The organism is Paenibacillus terrisolis (assembly GCF_056171975.1).
Map to the genome: position 1 here is coordinate 533,964 of NZ_JBKFGG010000001.1, position 15,711 is coordinate 549,674.

A 15,711-nucleotide genomic window follows, 5' to 3' on the forward strand; every position below is an offset into this window, starting at 1 on the left:
ATCTGTAAATTAGGCGTCTAGAAGATCAAAAAAGATGACTCCCGTTCGGTACATGGGGTCATCTTTGGTCTGCTGGCTAAATTCTCTGATAGATTTGCCGCCCATCAAGCTTCCTTCTCAAATACGCGAACCGCATTGCGCACTTCCTTCGCTTTATACAAGGCACGGTCCGAATGAGTGAAGAGCCGAACCGTATCGACATGCTCCGAATAAGCCGATAGTCCAAAGCTTGCCGTCAACTTCAACGTGGGCTGATCCTCAAAAGAAAGGTCATTCACTTTAGACTTTATGCGTTCACAGATCGAGGTCGCCTTCGCCATATCTACATTACGGAACAGCAAACAAAACTCGTCTCCCCCATAACGAAAAGGTGTGGAGCTTTCGCAGTTTTCCTTCAGGATCTTGGCAAATGCAATCAAACAACGATCTCCGAGGTGATGGCCCCAATTATCATTAATGCCTTTAAAATTGTCGATATCCGCTATTGCAAGTATGTATGTATTCTCCGCCGCATCGTCTTCCATACTCTTGAGTCCGTCGTGCAGCGCTTTTCGGTTAAATATGCCCGTCATTTCATCCACTTGAAGACTTCGCTGCAGCTGCTGCCGTTCTTTTTCCATTTGAATGCTCGCTTCATTTTTCTTCTGCTCAAACCGGATAACCACCATGCAGGCGATGGAAAAGGCGACCAAAATGAACAGAGAGATAAAGAAATTGCTCATCCGAAGCGTACTTTCGAAAATACTGATCTTGTCCAAATCCCACTTGATGAACAGTTCCGAGACGACAATGGAGGCAATACTGAGCACCGCCGTAATACTCGTCACGCGATAACTCGCATAAATCGTCGTCATCATAATGGCTACCGCAAACATATAGTAGGTCGTCGTAAAAGCGCTGTGCACCGTAAAGAGAACAAAACAGATCCCCACGAAGACAAGCGAAATCATATAAATCTTCTGAGTTTGCGTGAGACGCTTTGACTTCATCGCCAGAGTATCTATCACAATGCAGACAAGGTTCATTCCGCTAGGAACAATCACAAATTTCCATATGTATCTGGGCACTGTCGTGTTCAGCATATCGGAGTGAGTGATCATCCCGCCCATGACACATTCGACGAGAAAAGCAAATATCGCCAACCCGATTGTCGTCTTATAGTGCAGCGAAAGCCAGTCGTTATCGATCCGCGTATATTCCTTTTGTATTTCGTGGATGTGCAAGTCATTCATCGTCTCTTTATCTGTATTTATCCCAGAACGTTCCGTCCCCACCTTCGTCCCTCCAAGCCATCTTTCGAAGCAGTCTATAGAAAACAAGAAATGAGCAAAAGAACATATTCTCTTATTATAGCGAGCATTGCTATTTTCGCATAATTTTATTTCATAAATATTAACGCTGTACCTTTTTTTCCCTTCTCAAAAAAAACGCTGCCTTTGAATAAGACAGCGCCTTAAGATGTTCTATTTTTCGGGTAGTTACCAGAGTAAAGGAATCAGCCGGTAACGTGTCTTTAAACAATAATCGCGGTATCCCGGCAGTTCTTGCCGCAGCACTTCTTCTTCGATTTTGATCCTCAGGATTAAGGCTGGAATGATCATAAGCGAAGGAATGATTGCCCAGTAGGACCCGAGAGCCAGAGGAGAAAACAACAGCATGAACAACATTCCCGAATACATCGGGTGCCGCACAAAAGCATACGGGCCGGTTGTGATTACCGTTTGCTCCTGCTCAACCTGGATAACCGTTGAAGCGTAGCTGTTTACACGGAAGACATAAATAATAAATATATAACCTACGAACACAAGAATATTCGATGCTATAACGGCCCATTCAGGCACAGACGACCAATGAAAGCGGAAATCCACCCCCGGAACAATGAAGCTAAGATAATACAAATTGAAAATGGCAGGGGGTCTGCGCGAAGCTTCCTTTTCTTTAAACTTGGTTCTTCTTGAAAGCAGCTCGGGACTTCTTTTCAAAAAAAAGGCCGCCGTGAATATCATCAATACGGTTAGACCGAGCCACCATATCCAGGCCTGCCAAAACCCGAATGAACCGGCAGGCAGAAAGATGATGAGCCCCATTACGATCATCATGATCACCGGAAAAAGATAAGCCTTTCGTTTGGACAGTTTTACATTGCTTTTCGTATTGTCTTCCACTGTAACCGCCTCGATCCTCGTCGTAATGACGATTGTTATGATGATATTATATTAAGTGTTGAGATACTTCTGAAAGAGCTGCATATGTTTCATCCGGGCCGGTGAAAAGATATGGGCCGCCATATCGTTGTATACATTTGCAAAAGGCTGCTTCATCCCTTGCCGATGACACAACAGCGCCTCTAGCTGGGGTATGCTCTTAATGAAGTCCGTGGATTCCCGGGCCAGACTTTCAATTTCCGGATCATCTTCGGATAGCTGAGACAGATTGGACAGACGCACGCCATAATCTAAAGCCATGTGATATTGCTCAGGGTGAGCCCGGAAATACTCGGCTATTTCTCTAAAGGTATCCCGGTAATCCTCTCCCCATTGAAAGTCATCCAAAACGCCGAACCATTTTCGCTGCCCCTCAAAAAGCTCCGGGATGGTTTGCGCATAATTCTCCATTTGCTCGGGCTTCAATATGTCCGCGATCATCTGAAAAGAGGGAGAGTCGCAAGCATCCTCGGCCAGCAATGCTTTGTCTTCGCCCAGTATGGACTCAATTTGCGCAATCCGCTCCTCCAGCCTGTTCTTCTCGCTTAGCAGATCGACTCGCAAAGATTCCAGAACTTCTCGTAAAGTCTTGTCACCCGATGACTTCCCGAGTATTTCTTTGATCCTTTTCAAATCCAGTCCAAAGGTTTTTAAGTGCTTGATGATCTGCATACGCCTCAGTTCCGCGGCCCCGTACAGTCGGTATCCTCCCGCGGAGCGCTCCGGTTCCGGCAGTAAACCGATCTTATGGTAATAGATAATGGTCTTAAGCGTGCTCCCCGTCAGTGCGACAAAATCGCTGATTTTTATTCGATTGTTCACCGTTATCCCACCTTCAACGTCATTATAAAGTCCACCCTAAGGGTCGAGTCAACCGATTTCCGGGAAGCGCCGGTGAACCGGGTTCATGCGCAAAACGGACAACTCAAACCTTAAACATAACCTATCCGAATTCTCATATTCCTCCACACATCCCTCCGACACGTGAAATAGCGGTCTTATATGGCCTTATTTCAAATGGAGATACCTCATTCTGAATGAATAGCGCCGTTTTATGGCCTTATTTCTGCAGAAGAGTTCCTTTTCCCCACGGTTTTGGACATTTTGCCTAAAATAGGACCATTTTGCACCGCTATTCTCTCGAAAACGCGGTTTCGGAGTGAAATAAGGTCATTTGATACCGCTATATGCCGAACCCGAACCCGACGGTCTTGAACCTGGCTGCGCACGAGCAGCTAATCCTCGATGTCGAGCTCAATCCGGCTGACCGCTCCGCCGGCGGGCCTGGCCCGCATGCAGACCTGCGCCGTGCATCAAGGGATACCGGGGAGCGGCAATAGAACCCATAAAAAAAGATGGTGCAGAGTTAGGGAGTTACCCCTTAGACCTCTGGCACCATCTATTCTTTCACTCGGATTTAACATCTCACATGTTTTCGCTTGAAGCCAAGCCGCCCTTTGTCTGCGGCCTTTTGAATACCTGCGGAGGCATCCAGAAAGCTGCTCTTCTTGTCCCGTTTGATTTCTACCGGGCCGATGGCCTTTGCGGTCTCGACCGCCCTTTCATGAAGCGGCAAATAGGACACTCCCACCGTGTAGACAAAATTATTCATCGCAGACTTCGTTCGATCGGGAGCGGCGTGGATCGTCTTTTCCACCGTCTCCAGCATTTCGGCAAGTTTGCTTTCGGAAAATTCAACGTCGGGCCGGCTCCCCAAAAGCCAGCAGTAACAGCTCCAGCCCGCCGACATTCTCAGTTCTTCGCCGCTGGCGATCCATTTGTCGGCCACCTCCTGCGCAATAGGCGCTTCGGACAAAGTTACCGAAACAACGAAATCGGAGAGCATGTAGAAATAAGCCCCATCGATCCAGCGTTCAAAATCCGCTTCCGTCATCGCCGCCGGATCGGCAATGATGCCGGCAAAGTACATGACATCGTAGTTCCCCGTGGAGTAAAGCTGCTCAGCCAGCGGTTGATTGATTTTGATTTTCTTAAAGAGAGGCTTCATCTCCCCCGTAGCTACACCAAACAACGGTTCCCGGGCGCCATTCGAGAGGTACATTTTTTTGAGTCTGTCCTTGCCGAGCGCTTCCAGTTCCAACATAACCGATTCCAAATTCATGGTTCGACAACTCCCGATAGAAAGATGGATGACAAGGGCTCGAAAACTTCCCCTTCATGATTCTTCCTCTAGCTTACTACGTTAAACGGCCTGGACTCAAATCCAATTTTCGGGGTTGAGCGTCAGAAGCAAATGCTGCTTATCCGTTCCGGCTCACGCGAAAACCTTGATCGGGGCCGAACCCGTTCGCTTCGAACTTCCCCCGAAAAGATACCTCGCTGCTGGTGACGTCACCGATCCACCCCCCGCCCCTCACACTCCGGAAAGAACCGCTCTGACTGTTCATTTCGTCCCCGTACCAGTTCCAGCACCATTCTCTCACATTGCCGGACATATCGTAGAGTCCCAGCTCATTCGGTTGCTTAGTACCGGTTGATTGGGTTCTCGCATGGTTGTTCTCTATGGCGGGCCAGTTCCAATCTCCGGATAGAAACTCGTCTCCGGCATTTCTCCAGTACCAGGCCACTTCATCCGCTTGATCGCTTCCGCTGTAAATGTAGCCTTTGCTGATCCGGCCTCCGCCCGCTGCGTATTCCCACTCCGCTTCCGTTGGCAGCCGATAACCGTCAGCTTCCCTATCGATCGTAACGGTCCACTTCATATTATCGGTTTCGCTCTTATTGCCTGGGTCTTTCTTGCTCTTGTCTATATGATAATAAGGCTCCAAGCCCTCTCTTATGCTCCTTTGATTGCAGTACTCGACAACGTCGTACCAGCTTACCATTTCTACCGGCAAATCGCCGCCTATAAATGCCGAAGGATTGCTTCCCATGACATCCATCCACTCTTTTTGAGTTACTTCATATTTGCCGATATAAAAGCTCCCTAGAGTTACTTTTTCTCCATAATAGTTGGACTTTGTATTCATAAAGGTCCCGCCTTTAACGAGCACCATATTATCCATGCTTCCAAGCTTTTCTTGCGAACAAGCGCTGACAACAATCATGATTGCTATTACAAGGAAAAGAAATAGCCTTCTCATTGATAGGTCTCCTTTATCCGAATAGGGATGATTGAGGCCGTCGGCCGTGAGACCGAACCGAACGGCCTCAACAATATCAACGATTAACCGATTACCATACCGTTACGTTAGATCTTCCGCTGCTTTGATACCCTTCTGTCGCGAGCACCTGGTAAGACCAGCTGCTTCCCAGATTCATTCCCGCATTTCTCCAAGCGTTCACGTGATTCCCGAACGTGATAGCCACGTTGCTTCCTGTCGTTCTCTTCGACTGGCGAACGCTCCAGTACTGTTGAAACGTTTGCGTGCCGTCGATGGATGGAGCGTTGTACCGCATCGTCGTATAGATATCATAGGTGCCTCCATCGCTGTTTACGGTGCCTTTATACGTTCCCGTAGGTCTGTAAGTGCCCCAGCTATCCACGACGTAATATTCAATGAGCGAGTTTCTTGTCCATCCATAGAGCGTCAAGTATCCGTTGCCGGACGGCGCCCAGACGCCGGCATTATAGTTGACGGTTCTATTGGGCGATCCGGTATTCCAGCCTTTACCAACCACAAAATTTCCGCTATTTTGCCAGGTCACGCTGTAATTCCCGCCGGATCCGTTGACCGCATTGACCGTCCCGCCGCCATCCGTCCAATTTTGCCAATAGTCCGTCGCCGCATTTGAGGTTGCTCCAAACAAGCCAAAACTCATGGAAGCCGTAATGAATAAGGTCAAGATTTTCTTGTTTAACTTAAACATAATACTCCTCCTCGAATACTTTATTGGTCACTGCCGACTAGCCGGCGTCCCGCTTCTTTATGAATGTTTCCCTATTCGGGCACATCTTCGCTTATCCCGTGTCATAGATTGATATCATTTTACTTTCACCCCCTTTATTAGAAAATTATAGAATGTAAGCGAATACATTTCACTTTGCAAATTAAAGGTTTTATCTTCTAATTCTTAGATCATTCAGTATAAAAGCCGCTTGAAAATGAAAGAGCCGTCCTTATCAGGACGGCTCTTCGTTAATCATTTTCGCCATTTTGAGTCGAAATCGTCTCGCACCCATTGAATCTCGCAAACTTTTTGATACAACGATCCACTGCCGTTTCCAATTTCTTCGTTTGCTTCACGCCGTTCTCGTACCAGACATTTCTGACAATAAGCCTCTTGGCTTTTCGATCCGCGACGGCCTCGACTCGCCCTATGAAGCTCTCTCCGTATAACAGTGGCAAGACATAATATCCGAATTTGCGTTTGATTGCAGGCGTGTAAATTTCCCAGGTGTAATCAAAGCCAAATAATTCGTTGATCAGCTTCCGGTCCCACATCAAATTATCCAGCGAGGCAATCAGCTCGCAGCGGGGTTTCGGCTCCGGATTGCTCAGGACGACATCAATAAGCGGCAGGTCCTCCGCACGGCAATACAACGTACCCTTCACTTGTTCAACGGTGACCGCAATAATCTTAGCTTCATTCAATAACTGGCGGAAAACTTCGTTACGTGCGTCCGATTTGAGGCCCCATATATTCAGCCACGCATCGGATGCCCGATTCCACAGCAGGCCAACCGCACCGATTCGGCGCAATACCCGCCATTTCTGATGTTCAAGCTCGCTCGGCAGCGGCTCCGGCATGTCCAATAAATGAGCCGGTATGTATTTCTCGGCGATATCATAATATTTTCGCGTGCCTTTTTTATGGTGGATAATCAACTCGCCCGTCGAATACATTTGTTCCAGCACCGAACGGGTCGAATTATTCCCGCCGCTCCAGTGAATGGCCGACCGCCAGGAAAAATCTCCGTCCAGCTTTAAATCATCCGAACTAAGCGCGCCATGATTATGAATATGATTCCGCACTTGCTCCGTTAATTCCCGCATCTCGGGATATTGTTCGGCATGCTGCCGGGCGGCTTGCCTGTACCGCTCAAAATAGGGCCAGTCCGGAGCCGGGAAAATAGCAAGGTTTTTATCGGGATAATCGACTAAGCTTCTATCTTTATAGAGCAGCTCATCGAGCATTTCCTTGGTGAATCCCTTGATTCGCGACTGCAGCACAAGCTCGGCATTTTTTCCGCAAACATCGATAGGATCGAATTGAATACAGCCCACCTGGCGAACAAAATCCAGAATGCCTTGCTTTCCCGTAAATTTAAATTCGCCCAGCAGCCCGTGCTTCAACAGCAAAAATTGCCGTGCCTGGCGGTTAGTCAACATGATCATTTGAACACCTGTTTCTATTTTTTATAAGCAATCGCATCGATTTGGACCTGTAAACCTTTTAACCCGCCTTCATGCGCGAATTCGGTGGAAATCGTTTTTCTTGCCGGATACCCATGGATAAACCGTTTCGCAAATACCTTTTCCATATCCGGAATATTCCAAACATCCCTGAGGAGAACATCGATTTTAACGACGGAATCCAGGGCCAGCCCGACGGTTTGCAGCCGCCGTTCCATATCGTCAATGGCACCGTTCACCTGGTCTTCAAAAGCGGCACCGACATTTCCTACGCAAAAGCTCAAAAAAACGAAATCTCCCGCCTCCACGATACCGGAATAAACAAATTCTTCATTCATGTCGCTTCTCTTAATTTCACTCATACAAACACCTCCGTTATTTATAAAGCCATCATAACGGAGCAACTACGACAACAGAATGTCATAGTTTGTTATATAAAGCAACCATATTTTTGGCGGCGTTCAATACACGGAGCCGCAAGCTTTCCGGTTCCAATATCTCCACGCTATCGCCGAGGGATAACAGCATGCCAAACCAGAACTGCTCATTTTCAACCACGTTTAGCGTCATCAGAACATCGCCGTTATCCATTTCCCCGGTGATGATTCCGCGAAGGTATTCGGCCGCCCGCGCTTTTGCTTCCGCTTTGCAGCGTATCGTCACGTTCATATATGAGCGCGTGTCCGTTTCATCGACGGCGCGAAGGATCATGTCGGCGCTGGCATGCTCCCTTGAAAAGGGAACGTTCGTTGCCTGGACATCGCTCATACGTACAAGCTTATAGATGCGATAGTCTTTGGCGACCGTGGAATAGGCAAGAAGATACCAAGCATACCACCTATAAAGCACGGCTATTGGCTCGACCGTATGAGTCCGCGTTACATTGCCCGCGTTCGTATAAGTGAAGCTAACCGCCCGTTTTGCCAGCACAGCGGATTGGAGCGACTGCAGCATCATCCCGTCGCTCTCGCGCAAGGCCGAAAAGTCCAGAATCATGCCGTTCTCTCCCGCTTTTGATAAAGACGCGAGCTTTTCGAAAGTAGCCTTTACCTTCGGATCGTTCGTAGCGCTGGCAAGTCCCTGAAGCGCGGTGAGAATATGCGAATAATCCTCCCTAGTCGCTGCGTGCTGCCCCATCCGAAAAGTATCCATGATCTCGTATCCTCCGGCTGCGCCCGAAGTGGCAGCAACCGGTATTCCCGCGCGGCACAAGGCGTCGATATCGCGCTGTATCGTTCGCGCCGATACCTCAAAACGCCTCGCAAGTTCGCTCGCGGAGGCCTTTCCATGATTCAGAAGGTAGACGGTGATGGCGTAGAGGCGGTCCATTTTCATGGTTATTCTTCCTTTTATTTCGGATTATGCTTTTGCGGCCCATGTAAAAAGGTATTGGACATTTGCAGGTGCGCCTGTAATAGGCTCAGACTGCTGCCCAAATTCTCCATTCAATCCTTTTTCTATCGCAGATAAGTGAAAATGACAAGCAGCGATTCCCATATCCACCTGCTGGATATCATAAGATGCATGGTCATTGTAGCCCTTCGTTTTGGCCTCGTAAAAATGATAGCATCCACCCTTCCGCACGATACGCCAAGGCTGAAGGTTCGAAGCGGAAGGGGCGAGACGTACCTGTTCCAGCACGGAAGCGTATTCCTTGCCCTCCTCCTGCAAAAGAGGCTTGGAAAAGCTGCCATTATAGAAAAGGAATTCCCATTAGGTAAACTCCCAAAACATTAACTGACAATATGCATAAATCATTCCAGTCTCACATCCGGATTTTTATCAAGCTTTGCCCCAATCGGTACTAATAGAACAGTTCTAATCATATTTTTATAAATGAAAACAATAGAAGGAGTGTAAATTAGTTGTTAAAAAAAGTTAAAGTTAGTTTGCAGCCGATCGTTAGTAAAATAAATATGCCCACTGTTTTGAAAACAGCTATACTTCCGGGTGACTCCATGGAAAGATTATTTATGGCAACCCAGGTAGGAGAGATTTTTTACATAGGAAACGATGTTATCGAAACTTTTCTGGATATTCGCCCGCGAATCCTAAAACTAGGTTTTTCCGGTGGTGGATATGATGAACGGGGATTGCTAGGGCTGGCTTTTCATCCCGAATTTAATTATAACGGTTTGTTTTATCTTCATTATTCAGTTGCTGGAACACAAGGCCCAGGCGCTCTTCCTAGTTCGGAAGTTTCAAGACAAGGTCTTCCTGAATTTTTCAAGCCTAACCCATGTGACCCCAGAACCTTAAACCAAAAGTGGATAAATAGAGAAGTTAACTACGATCATATGGATACGGTTGAAGAATGGATTTTACAATCGAATGGTCAACCTCAAAAACGGCGGACATTGCTTAATTTAAGAAGACCGTTTTTTAATCATAACGGTGTCAATAGCTTAAACTTTTCACCTGAAACGGGAAGACTTGTTTTAACGACCGGGGATGGCGGATCAGGCTACGATCCATTTAATCTAAGCCAGGATGATATGGAAATCGCCGGTAAAATAATAGAAATGGATATATTTAAGAACACATTTATCGATAATCCACCCGTTGTTACTCGTTTCGATGAACTTCCCGCACCTATTCAGGAAACGCTCACGGTAATTGCCAAAGGGGTTCGTAACACACCTGGCATTTCATATCAAAGATTTTATAATCAGTATATCAAATATGTGGGAAATGTCGGACAGGATCTGGTAGAATCGATTTTCTCATTCGTACATTATAAACCAATACCGGTTACTCAGCTTATTCATGCTTCTTTAAGAAACACCGAATCCGAACAAGAAGGACTCATTAACTTTGGCTGGCGAGGGTGGGAAGGTGCTTTTCCTACTTCGGTTATACGGGGCTGCTCTGCAAATCCGACTTTGAATGAGAAAATAATGGCCTATTACGATGACGCTGTAAAAACTTCAATGCTTCGTATTCCGCCTCTGACCTGTTATTATCATCAAGATCCCCGACCCGGTATGTTTGGAGCGACTGCACTTACAGGAGTCCAGCCATATATGGGAAATGATATCCCCGGTTTAGCGGGAAGCGTTGTGTTTACCGATTTTGCCCGGAATGAAGGATCTCCGCCTCCGGTCAGAGGAGCGTTAGCTTATACCCGAGTAAGAACAGATTGTAAACTAAATGATTTTAGCGTTATAGAAGCCGATTATAATTTTGGGTCTCAATCCGCTTTTTATGTTAGTTTGGGAGCGAATCTTGATCAAACACGACTATATTTAGGGGTTTATGGCTCTATGAATGTGACTGATTTTAACCAAGGTACTGTTTTTGAAATTGTTCCATGATTCATCCTAAATATTTGTTTTTCTTCGAAACCTCTCCCAATTTATTCGGCAGGCGACGGAGGGTTAAACCGCTCAATCGCCTGCCTGCACTGCTGACCTTAAAATTATATCCGTTGTACGGAATCCGCTTTGATTTCACTGCTTGTCGGATAGTACTTATGGACTTCTAGGTACCCGCTCGGCATGATTTTACTACGTCACTCCAGCTTTACTCCTCAGGTACTCCATATCCCTCAGGGGCAGGAATCGCTTTTTCAGATGCACGGCTGACGGCTTCCCATTCCTCCCAAGCAGCTATCCGTGACTTTAATGTGTCCATCGCTAAATCGTAAACTGCGCTGCCCAGGATCAGCCTCAGAGGAGGATTATCACTGTCCACTAATTTCATAAGGGCTTCCGCCGCCAAGGAAGGATCACTATCTACCGAACCTTCGGCATACTGTTTAGCCAATTCTTCACGAAGTGTCCCGTATGAATCTATTGGATTGCTGTAATTCATCGAAATGTACAAATCTGTCCAGTAGCCTCCCGGTTCCACCATGGTAAGTTTCACACCAAAATGTTCGGCTTCTTTTGCTAAAGCTTCACTCATTCCCTCCAGAGCAAATTTACTCGCACTGTAAATACCGGACATCGGACCCGAAATAATGGCACCGATACTGGTAATCTGTATGATATGTCCAGAACGTTGGGACCTCAAATAAGGCATCACCGCCTGACAGACCCAAAGAGCCCCGAAAAAGTTTGTGTCCATTATTTTTCGGGCATCAAATTCGCTCAGTTCCTCAATCATTCCTAACGTCATGCTGCCCGCATTATTAACCACAATATCAAGCCTGCCAAAATGTTCAAATGCTGATTTAACCGTAGAAAAAACAGCCTCCCTATCTGTAACATCGAGGTTTAACGGCAGCAAGGTTTCTTGATACGCATCTTTTAGCTTTTCTAAATTGTCAATATTTCTTGCAACTGCTACAACTTTATCTCCGGCTTTCAAGGCGGCACATGTAAAAGCATAACCAAGTCCCTTACTTGCTCCAGTGATAAACCATACTCGTTTATTTTCAATATTTTGTGTCATAGGTATTCTCCTTTACGATTTAACTTAATTCATAATGGTTCAACATTAAAATGAAGTATTGCCAATCAACTCTTATTTAGCGCAATTTTGAAAACTCTCTTTCTAGAGAAAATAAAAAGCACAGGCAAATTACTGCCTATGCTAAAAATAATCGGGAAAAGCATGCGATCGCATTCTATGGATGTCAACACAAAATTAACCGTTCCTTACAATTAGGGAGGTTTAGTGTTGACACATATAATAAATGAGGATCACGTATGGACAGACTTATCCCGATTACCTGCTATAGGCAGATTTAAAAGAATACTGCGAGTAAGTGCAATGTTCTCTTTATCGGGAAAAATTCAACACACGTAACCCCTCCGTTCAAGTAGTATATTTAAAGATAGCATATGAATTTTTAAAAGACAATGTGTGCCTCTCGATAGGAAAAGTGATTCAAAACATCCCGCCAAGTTATTCGGCATAAATGTATTCCGTAACTTCTTCCTTCGCAACGGCCTGCTTAATGCCTAAAGTAAATACGGCCTGAACCAGCCAATAGATGAGGTTCAAGAGAATAAAGATCAGCAGAACCACAAAGAGATTCGTTCCAAAGGGCATATAGTCGCCGGTGGATACGGACAGTGATTTTTGAATGGCTTGCGCCATCAAGATGCCGGGTACAAGGGTAAGGATGAAAAATGCCCATACCACCGGCCTGTAGATATCGATCAGCAATTTGCGGATCGCTTTTACGCGGTATCCCATCAGGTGCAGAATCAGCATATCGCGAGTATTGTCCTGGAAGTTGATGTACAGGGCAAGAAATATCAAAATACACCCGACAATACCGCCCGTCACTTGATTGATAACGGCGCTGATTTGGTTTGACACCGCGTTGCGGTTTAGAAGATCAATACGCTGGGATTTTGTAATTATGGTTCCGCCGCCCCTCGCCTTTTCCATACTTAAAATTCCGTTATAGGCACCGGAAGGCAAACCCAAAATGGCGGACAGCTCATTCCCCGCAGCATACACGCTTGCAGATTTGGCATTGGCGGCAATTCCCGCCACAGTAAAGCTATGGCTTGTGCCGGCCATGTCAATGGCAAGCGTGTCACCCGCTCCCAGGCCGTAAATTTCCGCAAGACCGGGATTGATGTATACGGAACCCGCAGCCGGCACAGGGAGGGGCTTATCTTCCGCATCCTGCAGTTCGTATACATGGTTTAGGTTGTACACGCCCACAAGGGTCTGCACCGTGTTGCGTCCGCCGGCCAAAAGCTCGGCCGGACTATCAAGATACACCACCCCAGCCGTTGATAGCGGTTCCGTGCGGTAATCGGAAAAATGGGTATCATATTCATAGTTGTGGCCGATCGTCTGAGCGTCAAAAACCTTCTGGCTGCTGATATTCAGAGAACGCCCCAAAATCATGCAGACACTAAACGCCATGACTGCCGCGAAAATCAACAAGACCGCAAGAGGCTTGCGCAAGGCGATGCGCAGCGGAAACTTCTTTTTGACGGGAATATGATTGGCCACAAAATTAGCAGCATGCAGCCCGCCGGAAAAAATCTTGTTGTTCCGGTTTCCGGCGATGAACACTCCGGGTTCTCTGCCGCTGACAAACAAATAGCACAGAAAGGCAACCAGGCAGAACACGGCGGCGCTCACGACAACGCCAACAATGAAACTCGGTATACTCACGCCTTTGATCAAACCTGTCACTGAATAAGTTCGTGTATTTGCATCAATCAGGACACTGGAGAGAAAAGAACCGCCGAGCAATCCCAATAAGCCCCCGACCGCAGAAAGAATGGCCGTGAATATGACAAAATAGGAGCGCAGAACGCGATCTTTGAAGCCCAATGATTTCAGACATCCGATTTGCCTTTTGGCAGATCGAAAAAATCGATAAAAGAACATGACAAATACAAAAGCGGTCAGGCCTGTAAGGGAAGCGAAAAAAGTATAGGCCAGCGAATTATTGGCATTCAGGGCATTTTGATATAACTGCTGATTCTCCGTCATTGAAGGCAGCGAATCCAGCACAGACATGTTCCCATCAATGGAAAACTTCACAAAGAAAAAAGAGAGCGAGGTTAAAATAGTCAATAACAGCAGGAGGGTCACGGAGACTTTGTTACGGATCATTTGTTTTGTCAGTTGTTTATATGCCAATAATCTCATGCTTTACCCCCACACCATTGCGCCGGCCGATATGGGATTATCATTGATCATATCGCTCTGCAGCAAGCCGTCCTTGATGGTTAATACCCGATCTGCCGTTTCCGCGATTTGCGGGTTGTGCGTGGTAAATAAAATCGTTACGCCAAAGGTGGATTTCAGATCATGCAGAAATTTTACGACCTTTTTGCTGTTGACCTCATCCAGTGAACCGGTGGCTTCATCACAAAATAGCAGTCGTGGGCTTTTGATGACGGCCCTGGCGATGGCGACGCGCTGCTGCTGTCCGCCGGAGAGCTGGGCCGGAAACTTATCCAGATTATCGTCAACTTCAAGAATACGGGTCAGTCTGTCAAAGGCAAGCGGCGTCCTGCCGGGGTTGATCCCGATTTTAATATTTTCTTCCGCAGTCAGATTGTTCAGCAGCAGATAGTTTTGAAAGACATTGCCCACTTCGGCCCGTCTCCAATCCGCAAGCTGAGCTTCCGAATAGGCGGAAATCGCTTCGTTTCCGTACTGCACCCTCCCCGCCGTAGGCCGTATAAGGCCGGACAAAATGTTCAGAAGGGTGGATTTGCCCGAGCCGCTCGGGCCAAGGATGGCGGTAAATGTATCCTCAAAAATCGATAAAGATATTCCCTTCACAACCTGCTCTTTGCCAAAGTCTTTCGTAACCCCTTCCACTTTCAAAATGGCTTCCAAGGTTCCATCTCCCTATTCGGTTATTTTACTGTCGCGCTTTTGCAGCAAATCATTGATGACTCTTACATCTTCTCGGATGCGAAAAATACTGAGCAACCCCCCAAACAGATAGACCACCACCGCCATGATAACCAGGATCCAAATGGGAGTGCTGTCATACCAGCTGAATATGGCTCCGAAGATAATCAGTACAACGACGGTATAACTGATGTTCGCCAGTACTCCCAGTATGGTGTATTTGCTTTCAAACTTGGCAGTGACCATCAATCCAAGATGAATGACAACGTTCGCCCCAAGAGTCTGAAAAACGCCGTTGATAAAAAGGAATCTCGCTCCGTATAAACTGCCGATCAAAGCAAGGACGACAAGGGAAATCCCGGTGGTTACCATGATATTCACGACTTTTTTCTTCATCATCAAACCCCTTTCTGCAATTCCCGTTTGATATTGGCGAGGTATTTTCGGGAGACATAGAGCCTTTCGCCGTTTTTAAGGGTAGCTTCCATTCGGCTGTTTATCAGAGGTTTGATGGTATCCAGGATATTAATATTCAAGATGCAGGATTTGCTGATTTGGACAAACCCCAGCGCTTCCAATTCTTCGAGCAGTTGGTACAAACGGAACTCCGTACGGTAAACCGCATGTTCGCAATACACGAACGTTCTTTTATCAACGCTTTCGATATAGTAAATATCGGAGGTGCTTACGAGCTTCTCATTGCCGTCCCAATCGCATTTAAGCCGTTTACTGACCGAGTGTATCAGTGTAACAAGACGCTCCAGCTCTCCGTTCATCCTTGCGTATCGGATCGATATTTCAATATCCCGGTTGGCCAAGTCCTGTTCAAGTTTAAGAATCATCGTATCACCCGCGATCAGTATAGTTTTAAAAGTTCCATGTCACAATAGGTCCGCTACTAA

16 protein-coding genes are annotated in these 15,711 nt (G+C 46.6%); 1 reads left to right on the forward strand and 15 read right to left on the reverse strand.

Going from position 1 to position 15,711, the window contains the following annotated elements:
• Window positions 1–104 precede the first annotated feature (104 nt).
• From ACI48K_RS02295 to ACI48K_RS02340, 10 genes are all read right to left on the reverse strand, one after another.
• Window positions 105–1,274: a GGDEF domain-containing protein gene (locus ACI48K_RS02295; RefSeq protein WP_475025952.1), complete on the reverse strand. Its 1,170-nt coding sequence runs from the start codon at window positions 1,272–1,274 to the stop codon at window positions 105–107.
• A gap of 204 nt (window positions 1,275–1,478) precedes the next feature.
• Entirely contained in the window at window positions 1,479–2,165 is a 687-nt protein-coding gene (locus tag ACI48K_RS02300; protein ID WP_475025953.1) for a methyltransferase family protein, read from the reverse strand.
• Window positions 2,166–2,216: 51 nt separating this feature from the next.
• Window positions 2,217–3,026 (reverse strand): helix-turn-helix domain-containing protein, encoded by an 810-nt coding sequence (locus ACI48K_RS02305; protein WP_475025955.1) that lies wholly within the window; start codon window positions 3,024–3,026, stop codon window positions 2,217–2,219.
• A 595-nt stretch (window positions 3,027–3,621) separates the two neighbouring features.
• The gene (locus ACI48K_RS02310) at window positions 3,622–4,326 is read right to left on the reverse strand and encodes a DNA alkylation repair protein (RefSeq protein ID WP_475025956.1); all 705 of its coding nucleotides are present in this window, start codon (window positions 4,324–4,326) and stop codon (window positions 3,622–3,624) included.
• A gap of 139 nt (window positions 4,327–4,465) precedes the next feature.
• Complete coding sequence (locus tag ACI48K_RS02315; RefSeq protein WP_475025957.1) at window positions 4,466–5,308, reverse strand: formylglycine-generating enzyme family protein; 843 nt, start codon at window positions 5,306–5,308, stop codon at window positions 4,466–4,468.
• 91 nt (window positions 5,309–5,399) lie between these two features.
• Window positions 5,400–6,035 (reverse strand): glycoside hydrolase family 11 protein, encoded by a 636-nt coding sequence (locus ACI48K_RS02320; RefSeq protein WP_475025958.1) that lies wholly within the window; start codon window positions 6,033–6,035, stop codon window positions 5,400–5,402.
• A 269-nt stretch (window positions 6,036–6,304) separates the two neighbouring features.
• Window positions 6,305–7,504 carry a winged helix-turn-helix domain-containing protein gene (locus ACI48K_RS02325; protein ID WP_475025959.1) on the reverse strand — a complete coding sequence of 400 codons (1,200 nt, stop codon included), beginning with the start codon at window positions 7,502–7,504 and terminating at the stop codon, window positions 6,305–6,307.
• Between the two features lie 14 nt (window positions 7,505–7,518).
• Window positions 7,519–7,884, reverse strand: a complete 366-nt coding sequence (locus tag ACI48K_RS02330) for a RidA family protein (protein WP_475025960.1) — start codon at window positions 7,882–7,884, stop codon at window positions 7,519–7,521.
• 58 nt (window positions 7,885–7,942) lie between these two features.
• Complete coding sequence (locus ACI48K_RS02335; RefSeq protein WP_475025961.1) at window positions 7,943–8,857, reverse strand: helix-turn-helix transcriptional regulator; 915 nt, start codon at window positions 8,855–8,857, stop codon at window positions 7,943–7,945.
• Window positions 8,858–8,881: 24 nt separating this feature from the next.
• On the reverse strand, window positions 8,882–9,193 hold the full coding sequence (locus ACI48K_RS02340; protein WP_475025962.1) for a nitroreductase family protein: 312 nt from the start codon (window positions 9,191–9,193) through the stop codon (window positions 8,882–8,884).
• A 245-nt stretch (window positions 9,194–9,438) separates the two neighbouring features.
• Between ACI48K_RS02340 and ACI48K_RS02345 the strand changes: the two genes are divergently transcribed.
• Window positions 9,439–10,836, forward strand: a complete 1,398-nt coding sequence (locus ACI48K_RS02345; protein WP_475026047.1) for a PQQ-dependent sugar dehydrogenase — start codon at window positions 9,439–9,441, stop codon at window positions 10,834–10,836.
• 208 nt (window positions 10,837–11,044) lie between these two features.
• Here the strand turns inward: ACI48K_RS02345 and ACI48K_RS02350 are convergent, their stop codons facing one another.
• From ACI48K_RS02350 to ACI48K_RS02370, 5 genes are all read right to left on the reverse strand, one after another.
• Entirely contained in the window at window positions 11,045–11,917 is an 873-nt protein-coding gene (locus tag ACI48K_RS02350) for an SDR family oxidoreductase (RefSeq protein WP_475025963.1), read from the reverse strand.
• Window positions 11,918–12,373: 456 nt separating this feature from the next.
• A complete protein-coding gene (locus ACI48K_RS02355) occupies window positions 12,374–14,092 on the reverse strand; it encodes an FtsX-like permease family protein (protein ID WP_475025964.1) in 1,719 nt (572 codons plus the stop codon).
• Window positions 14,093–14,095: 3 nt separating this feature from the next.
• Window positions 14,096–14,791 (reverse strand): ABC transporter ATP-binding protein, encoded by a 696-nt coding sequence (locus tag ACI48K_RS02360; protein ID WP_475025965.1) that lies wholly within the window; start codon window positions 14,789–14,791, stop codon window positions 14,096–14,098.
• Between the two features lie 12 nt (window positions 14,792–14,803).
• Window positions 14,804–15,208, reverse strand: a complete 405-nt coding sequence (locus ACI48K_RS02365; RefSeq protein WP_475025966.1) for a hypothetical protein — start codon at window positions 15,206–15,208, stop codon at window positions 14,804–14,806.
• The gene (locus ACI48K_RS02370; RefSeq protein WP_475025967.1) at window positions 15,208–15,651 is read right to left on the reverse strand and encodes a LytTR family DNA-binding domain-containing protein; all 444 of its coding nucleotides are present in this window, start codon (window positions 15,649–15,651) and stop codon (window positions 15,208–15,210) included. Before ACI48K_RS02370 ends, ACI48K_RS02365 begins: the two co-directional genes overlap by 1 nt.
• Between the last annotated feature and the right edge of the window lie 60 nt (window positions 15,652–15,711).